Source organism: Streptomyces sp. NPDC091280 (assembly GCF_044768565.1).
Classification (GTDB): Bacteria; Actinomycetota; Actinomycetes; order Streptomycetales; family Streptomycetaceae; genus Streptomyces.
This window is the reverse complement of the sequence record NZ_JBIVUZ010000018.1, coordinates 117852-137904: the sequence shown is the minus strand read 5'-3', so window position 1 is coordinate 137904 and position 20053 is coordinate 117852. Positions and strand designations below refer to the sequence as shown.

Annotated in this window: 15 protein-coding genes; 7 read left to right on the top strand and 8 right to left on the bottom strand. The window is 68.2% G+C overall.

Translation table 11 applies throughout. From position 1 onward, the window contains the following. Positions 1-148 precede the first annotated feature (148 nt). Positions 149-2938, top strand: coding sequence for an FAD-binding and (Fe-S)-binding domain-containing protein (locus tag ACIQPR_RS42315; protein WP_403660628.1), 2790 nt, complete (start codon positions 149-151; stop codon positions 2936-2938). 96 nt (positions 2939-3034) lie between these two features. Here ACIQPR_RS42315 and ACIQPR_RS42310 read toward each other — a convergent pair whose 3' ends face one another. The 4 genes from ACIQPR_RS42310 to ACIQPR_RS42295 form a co-directional block, all read right to left on the bottom strand. Continuing rightward, positions 3035-3922 carry a fumarylacetoacetate hydrolase family protein gene (locus ACIQPR_RS42310; RefSeq protein ID WP_403660626.1) on the bottom strand — a complete coding sequence of 296 codons (888 nt, stop codon included), beginning with the start codon at positions 3920-3922 and terminating at the stop codon, positions 3035-3037. Positions 3923-4024: 102 nt separating this feature from the next. Beyond that, a complete protein-coding gene (locus ACIQPR_RS42305) occupies positions 4025-5395 on the bottom strand; it encodes an NAD-dependent succinate-semialdehyde dehydrogenase (protein WP_403660623.1) in 1371 nt (456 codons plus the stop codon). A 37-nt stretch (positions 5396-5432) separates the two neighbouring features. Beyond that, positions 5433-7055: a flavin-containing monooxygenase gene (locus ACIQPR_RS42300; RefSeq protein WP_403660620.1), complete on the bottom strand. Its 1623-nt coding sequence runs from the start codon at positions 7053-7055 to the stop codon at positions 5433-5435. A 229-nt stretch (positions 7056-7284) separates the two neighbouring features. Continuing rightward, positions 7285-8211, bottom strand: a complete 927-nt coding sequence (locus ACIQPR_RS42295) for a LysR substrate-binding domain-containing protein (protein WP_403660617.1) — start codon at positions 8209-8211, stop codon at positions 7285-7287. Between the two features lie 328 nt (positions 8212-8539). On the opposite strand from ACIQPR_RS42295, the gene ACIQPR_RS42290 reads away from it, so the two are divergent. The 5 genes from ACIQPR_RS42290 to ACIQPR_RS42270 all read left to right on the top strand — a co-directional run bounded on the left by ACIQPR_RS42290 (position 8540) and on the right by ACIQPR_RS42270 (position 14223). Beyond that, positions 8540-9415, top strand: a complete 876-nt coding sequence (locus ACIQPR_RS42290; protein ID WP_403660614.1) for a C-terminal binding protein — start codon at positions 8540-8542, stop codon at positions 9413-9415. Positions 9416-9598: 183 nt separating this feature from the next. After that, positions 9599-11071: an APC family permease gene (locus tag ACIQPR_RS42285; RefSeq protein WP_403660611.1), complete on the top strand. Its 1473-nt coding sequence runs from the start codon at positions 9599-9601 to the stop codon at positions 11069-11071. Between the two features lie 146 nt (positions 11072-11217). After that, positions 11218-12522: an FAD-dependent oxidoreductase gene (locus tag ACIQPR_RS42280; RefSeq protein ID WP_403660608.1), complete on the top strand. Its 1305-nt coding sequence runs from the start codon at positions 11218-11220 to the stop codon at positions 12520-12522. A gap of 1 nt (position 12523) precedes the next feature. Then, positions 12524-12976, top strand: a complete 453-nt coding sequence (locus ACIQPR_RS42275) for a flavodoxin domain-containing protein (protein WP_403660605.1) — start codon at positions 12524-12526, stop codon at positions 12974-12976. A gap of 35 nt (positions 12977-13011) precedes the next feature. Further along, positions 13012-14223 (top strand): cytochrome P450, encoded by a 1212-nt coding sequence (locus ACIQPR_RS42270; protein WP_403660602.1) that lies wholly within the window; start codon positions 13012-13014, stop codon positions 14221-14223. A gap of 231 nt (positions 14224-14454) precedes the next feature. Here the strand turns inward: ACIQPR_RS42270 and ACIQPR_RS42265 are convergent, their stop codons facing one another. After that, entirely contained in the window at positions 14455-15000 is a 546-nt protein-coding gene (locus ACIQPR_RS42265) for a TetR/AcrR family transcriptional regulator (RefSeq protein WP_403660599.1), read from the bottom strand. 237 nt (positions 15001-15237) lie between these two features. Between ACIQPR_RS42265 and ACIQPR_RS42260 the strand changes: the two genes are divergently transcribed. Next, on the top strand, positions 15238-16272 hold the full coding sequence (locus ACIQPR_RS42260; RefSeq protein WP_403660596.1) for a ketopantoate reductase family protein: 1035 nt from the start codon (positions 15238-15240) through the stop codon (positions 16270-16272). Positions 16273-16356: 84 nt separating this feature from the next. Here the strand turns inward: ACIQPR_RS42260 and ACIQPR_RS42255 are convergent, their stop codons facing one another. Genes ACIQPR_RS42255 through ACIQPR_RS42245 form a run of 3 tightly spaced genes read right to left on the bottom strand, consistent with a single transcriptional unit; the run spans position 16357 to position 20038 of the window. Then, positions 16357-17226, bottom strand: coding sequence for a 3-hydroxybutyryl-CoA dehydrogenase (locus ACIQPR_RS42255; RefSeq protein WP_403660593.1), 870 nt, complete (start codon positions 17224-17226; stop codon positions 16357-16359). Next, a complete protein-coding gene (locus ACIQPR_RS42250) occupies positions 17223-18851 on the bottom strand; it encodes a bifunctional 3-(3-hydroxy-phenyl)propionate/3-hydroxycinnamic acid hydroxylase (protein WP_403660590.1) in 1629 nt (542 codons plus the stop codon). Before ACIQPR_RS42250 ends, ACIQPR_RS42255 begins: the two co-directional genes overlap by 4 nt. Continuing rightward, positions 18848-20038, bottom strand: a complete 1191-nt coding sequence (locus tag ACIQPR_RS42245) for an acyl-CoA dehydrogenase family protein (RefSeq protein WP_403660587.1) — start codon at positions 20036-20038, stop codon at positions 18848-18850. Before ACIQPR_RS42245 ends, ACIQPR_RS42250 begins: the two co-directional genes overlap by 4 nt. Between the last annotated feature and the right edge of the window lie 15 nt (positions 20039-20053).

Here is a 20053-nt window from a genome sequence, read left to right as displayed (position 1 = left end):
CTCCTTCACCCACGTGCGACGCGATGCGGAAAACTACCTTACGTTAGTCAGTCTCCAGCAATGCCGCAGTAGCGAAACTACCTTACGTTAGTTAGTCTGAAGTATGCCCGTTCAAGCACAGCAAGTATCTGGCGGAGCCCCTGACGACTTGTCGACGGCGTCCCGCGCCGAACTGGCCGCCGCGCTCCGCGTTGCGGGCGTCGAGTTCGACGACTCCCCACTGACCCGAGCCCTGTACTCGTCGGACGCTAGCCTCTACCGCGTCGTCCCTTCCGCCGTCGTGAAGGCGCGCGGCGAGGACGACGTGATCGCCGCCCACGAGGTGGCACGTGAACTGCGGATACCGGTGACGATGCGAGGCGCAGGCACCAGCATCGCCGGCAACGCGGTCGGAAGCGGCGTCGTCGTCGACACCAGGCGGTTCAACCGGGTACTCGGCATCGATCCTGACGCGCGCACGGCGCGCGTGGAGCCGGGCGTGGTCCACGCGGACCTGCAGCGCGAGGCAGCCCCCTATGGGCTGCGATTCGGACCTGACCCGTCCTCGCACAGCCGCTGCACGGTCGGCGGAATGATCGGAAACAACGCCTGCGGATCGCGCGCGTTGGGCTACGGCCGGACGGTGGACAACGTCGAATCGCTGCGGGTCCTGTACGGGAACGGCGAACTCGCCCTGGAACAGCGCGGCTTGGCCGCCGGTGAGACCGCGAGGCGACTGGCGGCCGTCGGCGACGCCAACCTGGCCCACCTGCGTACCGAGTTCGGCCGCTTCGGCCGCCAGGTCAGCGGCTACGGGCTGGAGCACCTGCTGCCCGAGCGACGCCGTGTGGAACGGTTCCTGGTAGGGAGCGAGGGAACGCTGGCCACGGTCCTGGAGGCGACCGTCCGGCTGGTCGACGACCGCGTCCAACGCAGGATGCTGGTGCTCGGGTACCCGACGATGGCCGACGCGGCCGATGCCGTACCGGCGCTGCTCGCGGCAGTGCCCGGCCGTCTCGTCGCGTGCGAAGGCATGGATTCACGCATCGTGGATCTGGTGCGCGCGAAGGGCTCTGCCGTCCCCGACCTGCCGAAGGGGGGCGGCTGGTTGTTCGCAGAGGTAGCGGGCGAGGACGCGACGGATACGGCGCGGCGGCTCGTAGCCGCTGGCTCCGCCCTGGACTCCAGGCTCGTCGCCGACCCTCGGGAGGCTGCGGCGCTGTGGCGCATCCGTGAGGACGGCGCCGGGCTCGCGGGCCGCTCGCTGCCGACTCCCGCGTACGGCGGTTGGGAGGACGCCGCCGTTCCGCCGGAGCATCTCGGCGCGTGGCTGCGCGACTTCGAGGAAATCCTGCGGGCGCACGGTCTTCGGGGCGTCCCGTACGGGCACTTCGGCGACGGCTGCGTCCACTGTCGTATCGACTTCCCGTTCCGGCCCGGCGACCCGGCCTCGGCCGGGGTGTTCCGCGACTTCATGACGGCCTGTGCGACACGGCTGCGCGACTACCGAGGCACCCTGTCCGGCGAGCACGGTGACGGCCGGGTCCGCGGCGAGTTGCTGCCGCTGATGTACGACGAGACGTCCCTTGCCCTGTTCCGACGGGTGAAGGCCATCTGCGATCCCGACGACATCCTCAATCCCGGCATCATCGCCGAACCGGTTCCGATCACCGACGACCTCCGCCCAGTGCGCCCCCAGGCATCCGTGCATCCTGGACTGCGGCTGGTGCACGACGCCAGGGACCTCGGGGCCGCCGTGCACCGCTGCACCGGTGTCGGGAAGTGCGTGGCGCCGAAGACCGCGGGGGTGATGTGCCCGTCCTATCTCGCCACGAAGGACGAACGGGACTCGACCCGTGGTCGTGCCCGGGTACTGCAGGAGGCGCTCGACGGCGGCCTGTTGCGCGGTGGTCTGGAGGACACAGCAGTGGCCGAGGCGCTGGATCTGTGTCTCGCGTGCAAGGGATGTTCGAGCGACTGTCCCAGCGGCGTCGACATGGCCACCTACAAAAGCGAGGTACTGCACCAGCGGCACGACGTCGCCGGTCTGCGCCGACCACGGTCGCATCTGTTCCTCGGACGGCTTCCGAAGTGGGCCCGGCTCGCTGCGCCGCTGGCGCGGCCGGCCAACCTGCTTCTGCGTCTCAGACCGCTCGCCGCCGTGGCCAAGTGGGCTGCCGGCATCGATCACCGGCGGTCCGTACCGCAGTTCGCCTCCCCCACCCTTAGGAAAGCTACGGACGCCTCGCACGCGGAAGCCGCACCACCCGACGTGTGGATCTGGGCAGACTCGTTCACGGACCACTTCTTCCCCGAGTCCGGCCTGTCGGCGATCCGGTTCCTAACGTCACGCGGCCTCACGGTCCGCGTCATCCAAGAGGATGCCTGCTGCGGCCTGACCTGGATCACGACCGGACAACTCGACCGGGCCCGGACCATCGTCGGTCGGACCGTGCGGACCCTGGTGCCCTACGTCCGCAGTGGAGCCCCAGTACTCGCGCTTGAACCGTCGTGCCTCGCGTCCTTGCGCAGCGACTCCAGAGAGCTGTGCGACGACCAGGATGTGGACGTGGTGGCCTCGGGGGTAGTCAGCTTCGCCGAGCTGGTCGAACGTCTCGACCTGCCGCTGCCCGACCTGACCGGCGTGGAGGTAGTCGCACAGCCTCACTGCCACCACAGCGCCGTCATCGGCTGGGACACCGACCACCGACTGCTGGAGAAGGCCGGCGCGACCGTCACCAAGGTGCAGGGCTGCTGCGGTCTCGCCGGCAACTTCGGTGTGGAGAAGGGCCACTACGACGTGAGCGTCGCAGTGGCCGAGACACACCTGCTGCCCGCAGTGCGCGGCCACGCGGACGCGGTGTTCCTCGCGGACGGCATGTCCTGCCGCATCCAACTGGACGACCTGGCCCAGGTGCCGACGCAGCATCTGGCCGAGTTGTTCGCGTCACGCGTCTGAAGCGGCATCCCCTGGCCATCGGCCAGGGGATGCCGGCAAAGCGTCTGCGGAGCCGGCCCAAGGGCTCGGCTCCGCAGACATACGGCGTGTGACGGCTCAGTGGATCTCGTTGTGGAGGATCCCGACCTTCTCCAGGACAACCTCGACCTTGTCACCAGGGCGCAGCCACAGGGGCGGAGTCCGCTTGGCACCGATGCCCTCGGGGGTACCGGTGGCGATCACGTCGCCGGGGCTGAGGGTGAGGAACTGGCTGATGTACGAGACGATCCTGGCGACCGGGAAGATCATGTGCCTGGTGTTGGAGCCCTGGACACGGGTGCCGTTGACAAAGGTTTCGATGTCCAGCGTCTGCGGGTCACCGATCTCATCCAGGGTGACGATCGCCGGCCCGAACGGTGTCGCCCGGTCCACGGCCTTGCCCGCGAGCCACTGGGTGCCGCGGTACTGGAGGTCGCGAGCGGTGATGTCGTTGAGGACGGACAGACCAGCGACGTACGACAAGGCGTCGCCCTCGGCGACCCGGCCGCACTCCCGGCCGATGACGACGGCGAGTTCGCCCTCGAAATCGAGGTTGTCGGTGACGTCGGACCGGTCGATGGCGTCGTAGGGACCGATCAGGCTGCTGGCGAACTTCGCGAACAGGTCGGGATGGGCCGGCATGGCACGGCCGGTCTCACCGACGTGGTCGGAGTAGTTCAGGCCGACGCAGAGGACCTTGAGCGGGTCGGTGATCGGCGGGCCGAGTTTCACGGAGTCGAGAACCCCCACGGGGTCCAGGGCACCGCCATCGAGGACAGGTCCTACGGCAGCGGCAATGTCCGGCAACTGGTCGCCGTGGACTTGGAGGAAAGCGCGGACGGACGGCAGGTCCGAGGAGGCCTGGAGCCCGGCGGCCCGGAGCGCGGCGCCGAGGCCGAACACCTGGTCACTGTGGAGCAGTCCCGGCTCCGAGCCGGCGCCGCGGTCGTAGGAAACGAGCTTCATGTCATGTCCCTTCGGGGGGTGAGTCGCAGGGCGGTGTGTGCCGTTCATGGCTGCGCCCTGCCCGCCGGGGAGGTCGCGAGCAGGGCGCCGTGTGAGGACCCGTCAGGAGAGACGGATCATCTTCTTGTTGGCGAACTCGTCCAGGCCGAGGCGGCCGAGTTCGCGGCCGATGCCGGAGGCCTTGACGCCGCCGAACGGCAGGTCGGGCTGGCTGCGGATGAGGGTGTTGAGGCCGACCATGCCGACCTCCAGGCGCTCAGCGATGTCCGCGGCGAGGTCCTCGTCGCGGGTGAACACGGCGGAGCCGAGCCCGAACCGGGAGTCGTTCGCCAGCTCGACGGCCTCCTCCACGGAGTCGACCTTGTACAGGACGGCCACAGGTCCAAAGAGTTCCTCGCTGTGGGCGCGCATGTCCGGGGTGACCCCGGTGATGACGGTCGCCGGGTAGAAGGCACCCGGACCGTCGGGGAGCACTCCGCCCAGGTGCAGTTCGGCGCCCTTGGCGACGGCGTCCTCGACCTGCTCGGCGATCTCGCGCCGGCCGGACTCGGACGCCATCGGGCCGATGCGGGTCTCCGGGGTCAGCGGATCACCGGTGTTCCACTGCTTCGCGCGGTCGAGGAACCCCGCCAGGAACCGGTCGTAGACGTCGCTGTGGACGATCAGGCGCTTGGAGGAGGTGCAGGACTGGCCCGCGTTGCTGAACCGGCCGGTTGCGGCCAGGTCAAGTGCGAGGTCGAGGTCGGCGTCGGGCAGGACGATGAAGGGGTCCGAGCCTCCGAGTTCGAGGACGCACTTCTTGAGGTGTCGGCCGGCCTGTTCGGCCACTGTCCGGCCGGCCTCCTCGGAGCCGGTCAGCGAAACGCCCTGTAGCCGGGCGTCCGCGATGAGGGCGCCGATCTGCGAGGAGGACACAATGAGGTTCTCGTAGACACCCTTCGGGGCTTTCGCGTCGGCGACCACGGCGTCGATGAGGAGCGCGGTGCGGGTGCAGGAGCGGGCGTGCTTAAGGAGGACGGTGTTGCCGAGCAGCAGGTTGGGGGCGACGAACCGCGCCACCTGGTAGAGCGGGAAGTTCCACGGCATGATCCCGAGCACCGGACCCATGGGAGCCGTCCGGACGACGGCCCGTCCCCCGGCACCGACCTCGATCACCTCGTCGGCCAGCAGCCGGGCGCCCGCGGTCGCGTAGTACTCGTAGATCGAGGCGGAGAGATTGACCTCGCCCTCGGCCTGGGCGAGAGGCTTGCCCATCTCGGTCACCATGGCCTCGGCGAGTTCGGCGCTTCGCTCGCGGTGCAACTCTGCGATACGGGCCAGCAGGGCGACCCGGTCCTCGATCCCGGCGTGGGCCCAGTCGCGGTAGGCGTCGGCGGCGCGGGTGAGCGCCTCGGTGACCTCGGTGTCGGTCATCATCGTGTACTCGGCGAGCACTGCACCGTCGAGCGGCGAGATGGTCTTGTAGGTGGGCATGGCTTGCTTCTCCAAACCGCTTGCGGGAGGGGTGGGGTCAGACCGCGGACGGGACGCGGACCTCGTAGCTGGGGTATCCCTGGGCCGCTTCGGCCTCGGAGATCGCAATGAACCTGTCGAGGCCGCCGACGTAGAAGTTGGCCGTCCGGGCCTTGCGCTTGCCGGGGATGTTGTTGCCAAAGATCCACGACCCGGTCTCCAGGAACAGGGAGCCCTTCAGGGCGTCGAGGCAGGTCTGGAGCCAGTTCTCCTCGGCCTCCTGGCGCAGCCAGATGGAGGCGCCGGGGGTGTCCTTGACGCTCTTGACGGCCTGGGCGATCCACTTGGCCTGGACGCCGATGGCGGAGGGGTTGTTGACGAACGGGCCGTTGGGGCCGAGGACCATGAACAGGTTCGGGAAACCGGACACGGTCATGCCCATGTGGCTGCGGGGGGCGTCAGCCCAGTGCTCCTTGAGCGTCCGGCCACCGGTGCCGCGGATGTCCATGTTGCGGTAGCTGCCCTCGACGGCGTCGAAGCCGGTGGCGAGCACCAGGACGTCGAGTTCGTGAAGGGTGCCGTCCTCGGTGACGATGCCGCCCGCCACGAACTCCACGACAGGGTTCTCCCGGGTGCTGACCAGGGTGACGTTGGGCTGGTTGAAGATGTCGAAGTAGCCGGAGTCGCAGATGGGGCGCCGGGCGAACAGCTCGGTCGGGGTGAGCTTGCGCGCCGTCTCCGGGTCCTTGACGATCGCCTTGATCTTCCGCTTGATGAAGTCGGCGGCGAGTTCGTTGGCGGCACGGTCGCTGGTGACATCGCAGAAGGTCTCGTTGGCGAAGGTGTAGTTGCCGCCCTTGCGCCAGGCCCACTCGAAGATGGCCTCGCGCTCCTCCTCCGAGACGCTCCAGATGCTGCGCGTGGTCTCGTCGACACCGAAGCCGATCTTGGAGGTGCGGAACTCCTCCCAGCGGTCCTCGCAGGTGGCCTTGAACTGCTCCAGCTCTGCCTCGGACCACTCGCGGTTCCCGGCCGGGACCGTGTACTGCGCGGTGCGCTGGAAGGAGGTCAGATGGGCGACGGTCTTCGCGGCCTCGGTCATGAACTGGATGCCGGTGGAGCCGTTGCCAATGACACCGACACGCAGGCCCGTAATGTCGAGGTCCTCGGGCCAGTCGGCCGTGTGGACGATACGGCCCTGGAACTGGTCGATGCCGGGGAAGTCGGGGATGTTGATCCGAGAGAGCAGGCCGGCGGCGGTGACCAGGAAGCGGGCACGGAACTCGCCCCTGTCGGTGACGATGTGCCAGCGTGCGCTCTCTTCGTCGAAGGCCGCACTGACCAGGGTGGTCTCCAACTGGATCCGGGAGCGCAGGTCCCAGAAGTCGACGGCGTCCTCGACGTACTGGCGGATCTCCGGCCCGGGCACGTAGCGCGTGCGCCAGTCGGTCCGCTGGAACAGTTCCCGGTCGTAGGGCAGCTGGTACATGAAGCTCTGCGTGTCGGAAAGGGCGCCGGGGTAGCGGTTCCAGTACCAGGTACCACCGATCTTCGGCGCCTTGTCGATGGCGATCGCGTCGAGACCGGCGTCGGCGGTGAGCGTGCGCAGTGCCATGACGCCGCCCAGGCCGGTTCCCACGACGAGCGCATCGATCTCACGCACGGTTTCTTCGGTGCCCATGTATTGCTCCTTTGCGGGATCTCGCGCACGGAAAACAACTCGGCCGGCACGGCGGACGCGGCGCGTTTCCACGCGGTCATTGTTTCGCCTGAATTTCCGGATGGAGTCGAGTGCGATTTCGACAACGTGACGCTACGTCCAGAAAATGTTGATCGCCAGATCGCATTGATGCGAAGGCGGCGGGCGATTGTTTCCAAAACTGGAATGATCGATGCGGCAACGTGCCCGTTCAGGCGACGGCGGCCGATCGCTCGTGCTGCAGGCAACGGCGCAGATGTCCTAGTGCGACATCGACGGGCAGGTCCGCGGCCCCGGATCGCCACGCCGCACGCAGGTGTACGTCGGGTACGAGTTCGCATTCGCGTCGTACGAGCGGGATGAAGACGACGTTGGGATTGGCCGTCGAGCGGGAGACGGATCGCAGGGCGAGATGGCAGCCGACCTCCGCTCCGACCAGAGCCAGACAGGAAGAGGTGTCGGGGGCGAACTGCACGTTGTTCACGCCACCGGCGCCGTGTGCGTAGCCGAGACGCCACAGTCGGTCGGTAGTGACCGACCCCGTGGCATAGGGCAGCGAGACGAACGGCTCGGAGGCCACGTCATGAAAGGAGACGACCTGGGAGCCGGCGAGCCGGTGGGTCCGGGGCATCGCGACCACGAGCGAGTCAGCAATCAGGACCTCGCTGTCAAGGCCGGGCGGCAGGTTGTCGAACCGCCCAAGTCCAACGTCCACCTCTTCGTCCAGCAGGCGGCGGATCGTCGGCCTGGAGACGGCCTGCGAGGTGAGATCGAGTCGGATACCCGGGTGATCAGCACGCATAGCGCGGGAGAGGGCGGCCACCAGGGGATGCGCCGCAACCCCGCAGAACTCGACCCGGACGGTGCCCGACTCACCGGATACCGCCGCACTGACAGCAGCCTCGGCGACGGCGACGGCGTCGAGCACTTCACGGGCCGGCCCGATGAGCGCCTTGCCTGCGGGAGTGAGGGTGACCGAGCGGGTGTTGCGCTCGAACAAGCGGCTGCCAAGCTCGGCCTCCAGTGCCTGGATGGTGCGGCTCAACGGGGCCTGGGCCATGAAGAGCTGCTCCGCGGCACGGCCGAAGTGCAGGTGTTCGGCGACCGCGAGGAAAGCTTGAAGTTGTCGCACGTTCACGGCCGTACACCTCCAGATGTGACACTCCGCACCCATCTTAGGCTAACTTGCGTTAGTTAGCTAGAGTCTCCTGGCAACCCGATCCATCCGGTTCCAGCAACACACTGTTTCCAGTTCCGACGTATTCCGATTCCACCGCACCGAACCCGTTGACGGACTGTTCGTCGGTACTTACGTTTCATTTCACTTTCCCCGCGAACAGGTTTAGGCGGCTGTTGAAATGTCCCTTGCAAGCAGCACCGAAATCCCGGCCGACACCACCGGTCATGTCGGCGGTCTACTCCTTGTCGGTCCGCAGCAATATCCGAGCCTGGAGCGGGAGCGGGCATTGGCCGATGAGTTCGGGCTGGAGTTCATGGTGGCACCGGACCGCCAGGCGTTCCGCGCGTCGATCCCAGAAGCCACCGTGGTGATGGTGACCCCGTACGCACCCGTCGAGGCCCAGGACTTCGCCGCGATGAACGAGTGCATCGCCGTGATCCGGTACGGCATCGGCTACGACAACATCGACGTGACGGCTGCACGGGAAAAGGGTGTCCCTGTCGCGATCGTGCCAGGTGCGGCCACGGAGGAGGTCGCGTCGCACGCGCTCACGATGGGGCTGCTGCTGGCGCGCCGCATCCCGGCGGGGCAGTCGGCCATCGAGGCCGGCCAGTGGGCGGGCAGCATCGGGATGGACACGCCACGCTTCTCCCAACTGGACGTCGCGGTCGTGGGCATGGGCCGGATCGGCCGCCAGGTCGCCCGGTGGTACGCGGCCCTGGGCACCAACGTCCGCGCCTACGACCCGTTCGCGACCTTCGAGTCGGTGCCGGCCGCGCCGCTGAAGGAACTGCTCGAACAGTCAGACGTGGTGTCACTGCACCTGCCATTGTCGGCAGAGACCCGAAACCTGGTGTCGGCCGAGGTCATCCGGCGCATGAGGCCGCACACGGTCATCGTCAACGTCTCGCGGGGCGGCCTCGTCGACGAGGCCGCGCTGGCGGACGCGCTGCGCTCCGGCCATCTGGCGGGTGCGGGGCTCGACACCTTCACGACGGAGCCGCTGCCGGCCGATCACGTACTGCGCGGCGTGCCGAACCTGGTGATGACCCCACACGTCGCGTGGCGGTCCGAACTGGCGATGGACGCGCTGCAGGAAGCCGTGGTGCTGCGCGCCCGGCAGGCACTGACGGGTCGACCGTTGTCGGACCTGGTCACCTGACCGGACCAGCATCGCGCCACGGCCACTTCCCCCACACCCGAACGTCTGCGCGGGCACTGACGCCGACGCAGCAAGCTCCACGCGGTGAGCACGTCCCGAACAGGACGGCATCCCTCGGGAGGCGACACCAACCCCAACCGGCCCCGCGGTAGCTCGGGTGGGCCCCACCAGGAAGAGAAACTCATGGCAAGACGCGAGCAGGTCCCCACCGTGAGTGGTGCGAAACGAGAGGCGGAAGTCGTGGAACAGCCGCGACGACTGCAGGGCAGCATGGGCGTCGGCGAGCTCGCGATGAGCGTGCTCGCGTTCTCCGCGCCGCTGACGACGGTGGCGGGGTTCATTCCGGTGTTGCTGATGTACGGCGGCAAGACCGGACCGGCGATCTACATCGTGGCGACGGTCGTACTCCTCGCCTTCTGCGTCGGCTTCACCCTGATGGGCCGCACCGTCCCTAACCCCGGCGGCTTCTACGCCTTCGTGACGCAGGGGCTGGGGCGCTCGGCCGGTCTGGGCGGAGCGTTCCTGGCGACGTTCGGCTACTTCATGATCGGGTTCTTCGCCCCGCCGTTCTTCGCCATCACCATCCAGAGCTACGTGGAGAAGAACCTCCACGGCCCCCACATCGGCTGGGGCTGGTACGCGCTGGCGATCGTCGCGGTGACCACCGCGCTGGCCTACCGGCGCATCGACCTCTCGGCGAAGGTACTGACCGCCGTCATGCTGCTCGAAGTCGTGGTCGTCGTCGTATTCGATGTCGCCTCGTTCGCGCACGGGGCCCCGTCCGGCACCGGAGGTGCCTCACTGAGCCTGCCCTGGGTCACCGACCCCAACATCGGTCTCGCCCTCCTGTTCGTGGTGGGCAACTTCTTCGGCTTCGAGGCCACCGTCATTTTCCGCGAGGAGGTCAAGGACCCCGACCGGACCATCCCCCGGGCCACCTACCTGTCCGTCGTGGGCATCGGCGTCTTCTACGCACTGGCCGCGTGGGCCTACATCGCCTTCACCGGTGCCGACAAGGCGCAGTCGGTCGCCACAGCCAACCTCGGTGGGCTGTTCACCGACTCGATGACCGCGCTGGTCGGCAAGACCGTGGTGGACGTCGTCACTGTCCTGCTGATGACCTCGATCCTGGCGTCGATGCTGTCCATCCACAACGTCGCGGCTCGGTACATGCACTCCCTCGGTACCGACGGGGTGGTACCGAAGACGCTGGGCAAGGTGCACCCCAGGCACGGGTCGCCGTACGTGGCCGCGTCCCTCATCGGTGCGCTGTGGGCGATCGGTGTGGTCCTGTTCGTGGCACTGGGCAGCGACCCGAACGTCCTGTACGCGCGCGCGTCCGGCATCGGCTCCTTCGCGATCCTGCTGCTCCTGTTCGCGGCGAGCGTTGCGGTGTACTTCTACTTCCGCCGTAATCCATCCACCGAACCCATGTGGAAGACCGCGTTGGCACCGCTCGTGTCAGCCGCCGGGATCGGAGTGGTGGCGTACCTCGCAGTGGCGAACTACTCGGACCTGCTGGGCGGCTCCGGCTTCGTCACGTCGTTCTTCCTGTTCTTCACCTTCGCCCTGTTCCTGGTCGGGATGGTCCACGCCCGGATTCTGCGCGGCCGACGTCCCGAGGTCTACCAGCGCATCGGCCGTCAGGAACTGTGACGGCGTTCCCCTGACGGGGGCCGACCTCGATCCAGCGATCACGTCCTTCGCGAGAACGAGGCCGGCACCCCTGATGCTAACTATCGTTCGTTAGCTACAATTCATCGCACCTGCCGAACGCCCCTTCCGCTGCAACCGAGGTAGCCATGAAAACTCCGGCACAGACAGCGCCGACCCGAGCGGCTGCCGCAACCGGCGACGGAGTCCCGTTCCGGATCGCGGTCGTCGGCGCCGGCCCCAGCGGGTGTTACACGGCTCAGGCTCTGCGCAAGGGACAGCCGGACATCGAGATCGCTGTCTTCGACTCCCTGCCGACGCCCTTCGGGCTGGTCCGGTACGGCATCGCACCGGACCACCAGGGCGCCAAAGCCGTGTCGCGCCAGTTCGAGCGAGTGTTCGCACAGCCAGGAGTGGAGTTCGTGGGCAACGTATCCGTCGGGACCGACGTCGGCTTCGAGTCGCTGCTCGATAACTTCCACGCCGTCGTACTCGCCACCGGGCTGGGATCGGACCGCCAGCTGGACATCGACCAGGATCCCGGCGCCCGGGTCGTCGGCGCGGGTGACCTGATCCGGCTGCTGAACTCGGATCCGGACGCCCGCCTGCGTCTCCGGCAGGGCGGTCTCGACAGTCTTGGCGCCGAGGTCGTCATCCTCGGTACCGGAAACGTCGCGGTCGATGTCGCACGACTGCTGTGCAAGTCCGACCTGGACTTCATTGCGTCCGACGTCGACGACGAAGCACTGCGCGCGGTGATCCCGGATCCCGTGCAGACCATTCATATCCTGGGGCGATGTCCGTCGCATCTGGCGAAGTGGGACGCGCCGATGGTGAAGGAACTCGCCCATGTCGTCGGCGTCCAAGTAAGTGTGGACGGCACGCCTCTGCCCGGTGAGCCAGGGGTGTCTCCGCGGACGACGGTGGAGGTGCGGTTCGAGCGCGTTCCGGCCGCGATCCGACGGCACGACGGCCGGATCCGCGTGACAACGCACCGTCCCGGCAACAGCAGCCTGGTCGACCATCTCGACGCCGACACCGTCATTACGGCACTCGGATTCGAGTCCTCCACGGCACAGGCGGCGCGGTTCGGCGGCCTTGAGGCTCCCAACGTGTTCCGCGTGGGCGGTCCGGCCACCGGCCGCCTGGGCAATCTGGCGGAGAACCGGAAGCTCGCGGCGGACACGGCGAGGGACGTCATCGCCTTCCTCCGCAGTCAACAGCATCAGCACCGTGCGGGCCTGGACGGGCTGCGCGGCCAACTGTCTCCCTCGACCGTGGACTTCGAGGCGTGGCGACGCATGGATGAGGCGGAGATCCGCCGCGCTCGGCCCGACCGGTGTCGGACGAAGTTCACGAGCAGGGACGAACTCCTCGCCGCTGCGGCGGGTTCCGACGTCCTGTCTTCCATCTCGCAGGCCATCACCGGGCCGGCGGCAACCCAGGAGAAGTGAGATGACTGTCGTACACATCCTGTTCGGGACCGAGTCGGGCAACGCGGAGATGGTCGCCGACGACATCGCCGCCGCGTTCGGAGGCCAGGGATTCGAGACCGCCACCGCGGAGCTGACCGACATAGAGGTGTCCGACCTGGCGGCCATGGAGATCGCCGTGTTCGTGAGTTCCACCTACGGCGAGGGCGGACTGCCCGAGACGGCAGCGCCGTTCTACGACGCGCTCATGACAGAGCGTCCCGACCTGACCAGCCTGCGGTTCGCGGCGTTCGGTCTCGGCGACAGCGTCTACGAGACGTTCAACAACGCCATCGACACCATCCGTAGGGCCCTCCTGGATCTCGGCGCGGAGCAGATCGGGACCACGGCCAGGCATGACGCCGCTTCGACGACGCCGGCCACCGACCTCGCCGAGGTGTGGGCTGGCGACCTCCTGACCCTTGTGAACGCCTGACCCGGTTCTGGCCGGCCAGAACAGAAGGAGTGACCATGAGCCTGACCATCGAGGACGCCTCAGCGCTGTTCCCGTGGAACGACGAGAAGTTCAGGGCCGACCCGTACCCGGCATACGAGCGCGCTCGGACGATCGCGCCGGTGCACCGGACGACTGAGAACACCTACGTGGTGCTGAACCACGCGGACACCATGCACAACGCGAAACTTCCGTGTATGCGGATCGCAGAGCCAGCGTCCTTTGCGGTCCCCGATGCGCCGCCACACCCGTGGACCGCGTTCGACAACACGGTCCTGTCGAAGGACGCGCCGGAGCACACCCGCATGCGTCGGCTCACCAATCGCTGGCTGACGCCTAAGCGGATCAGCACCTGGGCTCAGCTGACGCACGACTTCACGGTAGAGGCGCTCGACCGGCTCAGCCCCGGCGAAGTGGTTGACGCCCACTTCGATCTGGGAGTGCTGCCGACCCACCTGACGATGTGCCGCATCCTCGACATGCCCGTGGGCGACGTCGAAGGGATGTTCTGGGCACTGTGGGACGCGATGCTCATCAACGCAACCGCGCCAGGCGAGGGCATCCACGCCAGGTCATTGGCCGGTATGAACTTCATGTTCTCCGAGACCGAGCGGTACGTGCGGGAGAAGCAAAGCGCCGAGCAACCCGGAAACGGCCTGGTAGACGAACTCCTCGCGGCTCACGGGCGCGGTGAGCTCACCTGGCGTGAGGTCCTGGAGACCACAGTGCTGCTGTACATGTCGGGCGGCCCAAACCCCGCCTACCTCATCGGCGCCGGATTCAAGCTGTTCGCCGAACGTCCGGACCTGATGGCCGAGTTCGGCCGACGCCCCGAGATACGGGACTCCTTCATCAACGAGCTGGCCCGGCTGAATCCGGTCGAACTCATCATCACCCGCTTCCCGAACGAGGACATAGAGATCCAGGGCGTGCACATCCCTGCGGGCTCTTGCATCAAGTACCCGATCGGCGCGGCGAACCGGGACCCTGCGGTGTTCGAGAACCCTGACTCGTTCGACTACAACCGTCCACCTGACGCGAGCCGCAACCTGACCTTCGGCCTCGGCACCCACGCTTGCGCCGGACAGTTGCTGGCCCGAGCGGAGACCAGCGCGATCCTCGGCCTCGTCGCAGAGCGGTACTCCTCGGTCGAACTCGCCGGAGATCCGGTCGAGGTCCGCACCGACCGGCTGGTCGCCTTCGACAAGTTGCCAGTCCGACTCTCCTGAGCCGAACAACTGTCGATCCCGGCCCCGATGAACGTCCGAGGCATGGACGACCTCGCGACCGTCGGACAACCAACCCTGGAGGCCGCTGGCCCCGTACCCGCAGAGGCGGGTACGGGGCCAGCGGTCAGTACGGACGACCTGTGCTCAGTCGGTCGACATGGCGGCCCCGTACCGGCTTCCCGCGGGACCCTCCAGTCGGCGAGAAGCGTCGAATCCTGAGGTTCCGGCCGGTCAGGAGACAATCAGGGCAGCAAACGCCTCGTCCAGGAGGGCGGTCAGATCCAGCCGGCCATCGGTTGCGCTCCAGTGGTCAAGCGCAACGTTCAGGCAGTCCAGGGCTACGCCAGCACGTACGGCGTGGGTCAGCGTCGCCTGCTCGGCCGACCCGGTTCGCTCGGCCAATGCCCGCGCCAGAGTCGGCCGCCAGCCGCTCTGCTTTTCCAGTCGGCGCGCGCACAGTGCCGGGGTCTCTTGGACCAGGCGTGTCATCGCGAGGGCCCCGTCCGGGTCCTGACGGTAGTGCTCCAGCGCGACGTCCAGCGCATGCCGTAGCGCGGTCCAGTCGTCCTCGGCGGCCGGGCGGGCACGCAGCGCGTCGGCGACGCGCTCACCGTGCGCATCGAAGGCGCCGAGGACGGCCTCCTCCTTACTGCCGAAGTAGCGCAGGAACGTACTGCGCGACACACCTGCCGCGGCGGCGAGGTCGTTGATGGTGACGTTGCCGTATCCCTCACGGCGGAACAGCTCGAAGGCCACCTGGGCCAGTTCGGCACGCACGGCGCCCCGGGCGATGTCTCTAGTGCTGGTTCGCGCGCCTGTTGGACTCACGCATCGCACAGTACCGCGAAAGAGCCACGATTGCATTTCTGAAATCCAATACCTATCGTGACACCAAGTTCCACAACTGGGACTTAGGTTCGGCGATACCACCTGCGGCGGAGTGCGCCCGCAAAAGCCGTGATCGACGCGATGAACCACCTGCCCACCAACCGCTCCCCCATCGGAGGCATTCGCATGACCACCCCGTCCGTACTCATCGTCGGCGCCGGGGCCACGGGCCTGCCCGTCGGCTATCACCTCAGCCTGGGGGAAGCCGACGTCACGTTCCTGGTCCGGCCGGAACGGAAGGCACTGCTGAGCTCCGCACAACAGCTCTACTGCTACGACGACGCCGAACTGAAGAGCTTCGAGGACTACCGCGTCGTGGATGACATCGCGGAGCTGACAGGCACCGGCTTCCAGTTCGTCGTCATCACCCTCGACGGCCACACCAGCCGGACGCCAGCAGGCACCCAGCTGCTGCGTGACCTGGGCAAGGTGGTGCGGGACTGCGACGCGCACGTCATCATGTGCGGCTTCGGTCTCGGTATCCGTGAGCACCACCTCCAGGCCCTGGGCATCGAGGAGGACCGGCTCACCCACGGATTCCTGGGCATGCTCAGCCACCAGGCCTCGGCCGACCTGCCCGTCCACCCACCGACGGACCCGGCGCACGTGGCACAGGCGCGCATCTGCTATCGGCATCCTGTCAACCGCACCGGTTTCCGCATCGAGACCGGCAACGCCACCGCCGCTCAGCAGTTCACCGAGTTGTACGAGCGCAGCGGAGTGTCGCGGTGCGGTCACCTCAGCCGCGAGGTCGACGACGTCCTCTGCAACGCCGCCTCACCCGTGTACGCGGCTTGCGAGCTCGCCGGCTGGCCCGCCTTCGCCACCCTGACACGGGACGAGGAACTGTGGAGCCTGGCCTGCCGCGCCCAGGCCGAGATCATGACCCTCCCGCGACACGGCGGGACGGGACAGCAACTGGCGCAGGCCATGGGTCCGCGCGAGACGGCTCAGGCGCACCAGAACATCGAACGGGAGATGTTGCCGCTGGACTATCAGGCGTTCAACCGCTTCCACCACGGCGGCAAGGTCCGTTCCCAGGATGTCGAAGCCATGTACGACTGCCTGGCCGAGGGCCGCCGCGACGGCCACGCCATGCCGGCCCTTGAGGAGCTGCTGAATCGGCTGGAGCAACGCCGGACCGACAGCCACTCACGCTGACATCCTGTCGGCGGTTCCAGGTACCCCGACGCGATCGACCGAGCGTGCCGAGCCGTCGGCCGGCCGCGATCACGCCACTGACCGTCACAGGTGGACGGTGTACTCGTGAAAGCCGCGCCCCGTCTTCCGGCCCAGAAGGCCCGCCCCCACCATGCGCAGCAACAGCGGCGGTGCGGTGTGCCGGGGGTCCTTGTACTCCTCGTACATCGCGCCGGCTATCGCGGTGAGGGTGTCCAGGCCGATGAGGTCGGCCAGGCTCAGTGGACCCATGGGGTGGGCGCAGCCGAGGACCATGCCGGTGTCGATGTCCTTCGCCGAGGCGTGGCCGGACTCCAGCATGCGGATCGCGGAGAGCAGGTACGGCACCAGCAGCGCGTTCACCACGAAGCCGGCGCGGTCCTGTGAGCGGATCACCCGCTTGCCGAGGACCGAGGCGGCGAAGTGCTCGGCTCTGGAGAGGGTTTCGGAGCTGGTCAGCAGGGAGGGTACGAGTTCGACCAGTTCCAGGACGGGCACGGGATTGAAGAAGTGCACCCCGATCACCTGTTGCGGCCGGGTGGTGGCGGTGCCCAGCGTCATGATGGGCAGGGACGAGGTGTTGGAGGCGAGGATCGCGTCGTGCCGGAGCACGATCCGGTCCAGGTCGGCGAAGAGGCCGGTCTTGACCCGTTCGTCCTCCGTGGCCGCCTCGATCACCGCGTCCCGGTCGGCGAGGTCTTGGAGGTCGGTGGTGACCCGCAGGGCGGCCAGGGCCTCGTCGCGTTCGCAGCCCTGGAGGGTTCCGCGTCGTACAGCGCGGTTCAGTGAGGCGGTGATCCGCGAGAGTCCCGCCTCCGCGGAGTCCGCGTCCCGCTCGTGGACGATCACGTCCAGACCGGCCCTGGCGCAGATCTCGGCGATGCCCGCGCCCATCAGTCCGCAGCCGACGACGCCGACCCGCAGGATGTCCGTCACGCCGCACCCCGTTCCGGCGAGGGAGGATCGGACAGGTGGTGGTCCCGGGGACGCAGCTGGCGCTGCGCACTGCCCAGCAGGTTCGCGACGTCGTCCACGCTGCGGGCGCCGCCGAAGACGTAGTGGTCCGGGCGGGCGAGGACGGCCGCGCACGACCTGCGTCGCATCCACTCGTCGAGGACCGGCCCCACCTCCCGGTACTCGTCCGGCCGCGCCGGTGTGCTCTCCGTGGTCATGCGGACCAGCCGCAGCGGAAAGCCTCCCGCCGCCCGGTGGGCCGAGACGGCCCGCTCGACGGCCGAGGCGTCCACGTCGTGCCGGACCACGAGCCGGAAGGTACTTCCGGTGAACGCGTCGAGCAGGTCTTCCTTGCCCCGGACGTCCGTGACGGTCGGCTGGGGCAACAGGTCGCCGATCGCGGGGAATCCCACGGGAGCGAGGAATCCCTCGGCGAGGCCGGGGATGAGGGACTGCCGGACGATTCCTTCGGGCCGGGCCGCCAGTTCGCGGAGCAGTTCGGTGTCGCGTGCCGCGGCGGCGGCGACGTCGCGTTCGCAGATGATCCTGCCCAGTTCCTTGGCGGCCAGTGTCACCTGCCGGACATGCGGCTCCCGTTCCCGCTGATAGGTGTCCAGCAGCGGTTCCTCGGCGAGGCCGCGCAGGTGGAGTGCCAGCTTCCACAGCAGGTTGGAGGCGTCGCGGATGCCCTGGCACATGCCCTGCGCGAGGAACGGCGGTGTCATGTGGGCGGCGTCGCCCAGGAAGAACAACCGCCCGGCGCGCCACTGCCGCAGGACGAGCGCGTGGAAACGGTAGCTGGACGCCCGCCACAGGTCGTACTCGCCCGGGTCGAGCCAGCGGGAGAGGAGCCCTCGTACGAAGTCCTCCCGGGACACCTCCTCCGGGTCCTCGCCCGGGTTGATCATGAACTCCCAGCGTCGCAGGTTGCCCGGGCCGACGACGAACGTGCTGGGGCGCGCGGTCTCGCAGTACTGGACGTTGGTCCGGGGCAGGTCCTGACCGGCGCCGGAGTGCAGCAGGACGTCGACCACCAGCCAGGGTTCGTCGAACTCCAGGTCGCGCATGCTCAGGCCCAGCGCGGTCCGCAGGGGACTGGCGCCGCCGTCACAGGCGAGGACGTAGCGTGCCCGCAGGGTGCGGTTCCTGCCGGAGAGGTCGGTCGCCTCGACGCGGACCCCGTCGTCGTCGAGGCGTACGCCCGTCGCCTCCGTCCCGAGGAGCACCTCGACGTCCGCGCACCGCTCCAGGCGCTGTCGCAGCGCGCCCTCCAACCGGGGCTGGAGGAAGACGTAGTTGGGCGCCCAGCCCAGGGGGTGGGGCGCCGGCGCGGTACCGATGCGTCTGATGACCCGTCCGTCCGCGTTGTGGTACTCGGAGGGCCGGTAGGGCATCACGTGCGGCGCGATCGCGTCGGCCAGGCCGAGACCGGCGAAGACCCGCATGGCCTCCTGATCGAAGCCGACGGCTCGGGGCCGGGGCTCGACCTGTGTCGCCCGGTCGAGGGCTACGACGCGAAGCCCCAGGTCGTGGGCGAGGTTGGCGGCGGTGGCGCCCACCGGCCCGAGGCCGACGACCGCCACATCGGCGTCGAACATGCGGGTCATCGGAAGGCCGCCTGTCCGGTCAGCGCCTGGCCGATCATCAGGGTGTGCATCTCGACGGTGCCCTCGTAAGTGAGGATCGACTCCAGGTTGTTGGCGTGCCGGATCACCGGGTACTCCAGCGAGATGCCGTTGGCACCCAGCACGGTCCGTGCCGTACGGCAGATCTCCAGCGCGGCCCGGGTGTTGTTGAGCTTGCCGTGGCTGACCTGCTCGGGGCGCAGTCCCCGGTCGTCCTTGATGCGGCCCAGGTGGAAGGCGAGCAGTGTGCCCTTGGCCAACTCCAGCGCCATGTCGGTGAGTTTGGCCTGGGTGAGCTGGAAGGAGCTGATCGGGCGGTCGAACTGGACCCGGTCGCCGGCATAGGCCAGCGCGGTGCGGAAGGCCGACCTGGCGGCCCCCATCGCGCCCCAGGCGATGCCGTAGCGAGCCTCGTTGAGGCAAGACAGGGGGCCGCGAAGGCCGCGTACCCCCGGCAGGACGGCCGTCGACGGCAGCCGTACGGCGTCCAGGACGAGTTCGCTGGTCACCGAGGCCCGCAGGGACATCTTGTGCTTGATGGCGGGGGCCGAGGAGCCGGGGGTGTCGGTGGGGACGACGAAGCCGCGGACGCCGTCCTCGGTACGGGCCCAGACCACCGCGACGTCCGCCACCGAGCCGTTGGTGATCCACATCTTGCGGCCGTCGAGCACCCAGTCGGCGCCGTCACGGCGGGCGTGGGTGCGCATGCTGCCCGGGTCGGAGCCGGAGTCGGGTTCGGTGAGGCCGAAGCAGCCGATGGCGGTGCCCGCCGCCAGCCGGGGCAGCCACTCCTCCTTCTGCTCCTCGGAGCCGAAGGCGTGGATCGCGAACATGGCCAGCGAACCCTGGACGGAGACCAGGGAGCGCAGCCCGGAGTCGGTCGCCTCCAGTTCCAGGCAGGCCAGGCCGTAGTCGACCGCGCTCATGCCCGCGCAGCCGTATCCCTCCAAGTGCATGCCCAGCAGGCCGAGTTCGCCCAGTTCCTTGGTCAGGCCGCGGATGTCCTCGATGGCACCCCGCTCGAACCACTCGGCGATGTGCGGCTCCACCCGCCGGTCGCAGAAGGTGCGCACCGAGTCGCGGACGGCGCGCTCGTCCGGGGTGAGCAGGGTGTCGAGTTCGAGGAGGTCGAGGGGGTCGGCCGGGCGCGGGGGGTGCTGAGCGTGCATCAGATGTCTCCGGAG

Bases quoted from the DNA above. Each gene is read 5' to 3' on its own strand.
- ACIQPR_RS42285 (WP_403660611.1), top strand. From the start codon at position 9,599: ATGGCAAGACGCGAGCAGGTCCCCACCGTGAGTGGTGCGAAACGAGAG.
- ACIQPR_RS42305 (WP_403660623.1), bottom strand. From the start codon at position 5,395: ATGCCCACCTACAAGACCATCTCGCCGCTCGACGGTGCAGTGCTCGCC.
- ACIQPR_RS42260 (WP_403660596.1), top strand. From the start codon at position 15,238: ATGACCACCCCGTCCGTACTCATCGTCGGCGCCGGGGCCACGGGCCTG.
- ACIQPR_RS42280 (WP_403660608.1), top strand. From the start codon at position 11,218: ATGAAAACTCCGGCACAGACAGCGCCGACCCGAGCGGCTGCCGCAACC.
- ACIQPR_RS42270 (WP_403660602.1), top strand. From the start codon at position 13,012: ATGAGCCTGACCATCGAGGACGCCTCAGCGCTGTTCCCGTGGAACGAC.
- ACIQPR_RS42275 (WP_403660605.1), top strand. From the start codon at position 12,524: ATGACTGTCGTACACATCCTGTTCGGGACCGAGTCGGGCAACGCGGAG.
- ACIQPR_RS42310 (WP_403660626.1), bottom strand. From the start codon at position 3,922: ATGAAGCTCGTTTCCTACGACCGCGGCGCCGGCTCGGAGCCGGGACTG.
- ACIQPR_RS42245 (WP_403660587.1), bottom strand. From the start codon at position 20,038: ATGCACGCTCAGCACCCCCCGCGCCCGGCCGACCCCCTCGACCTCCTC.
- ACIQPR_RS42250 (WP_403660590.1), bottom strand. From the start codon at position 18,851: ATGACCCGCATGTTCGACGCCGATGTGGCGGTCGTCGGCCTCGGGCCG.
- ACIQPR_RS42300 (WP_403660620.1), bottom strand. From the start codon at position 7,055: ATGGGCACCGAAGAAACCGTGCGTGAGATCGATGCGCTCGTCGTGGGA.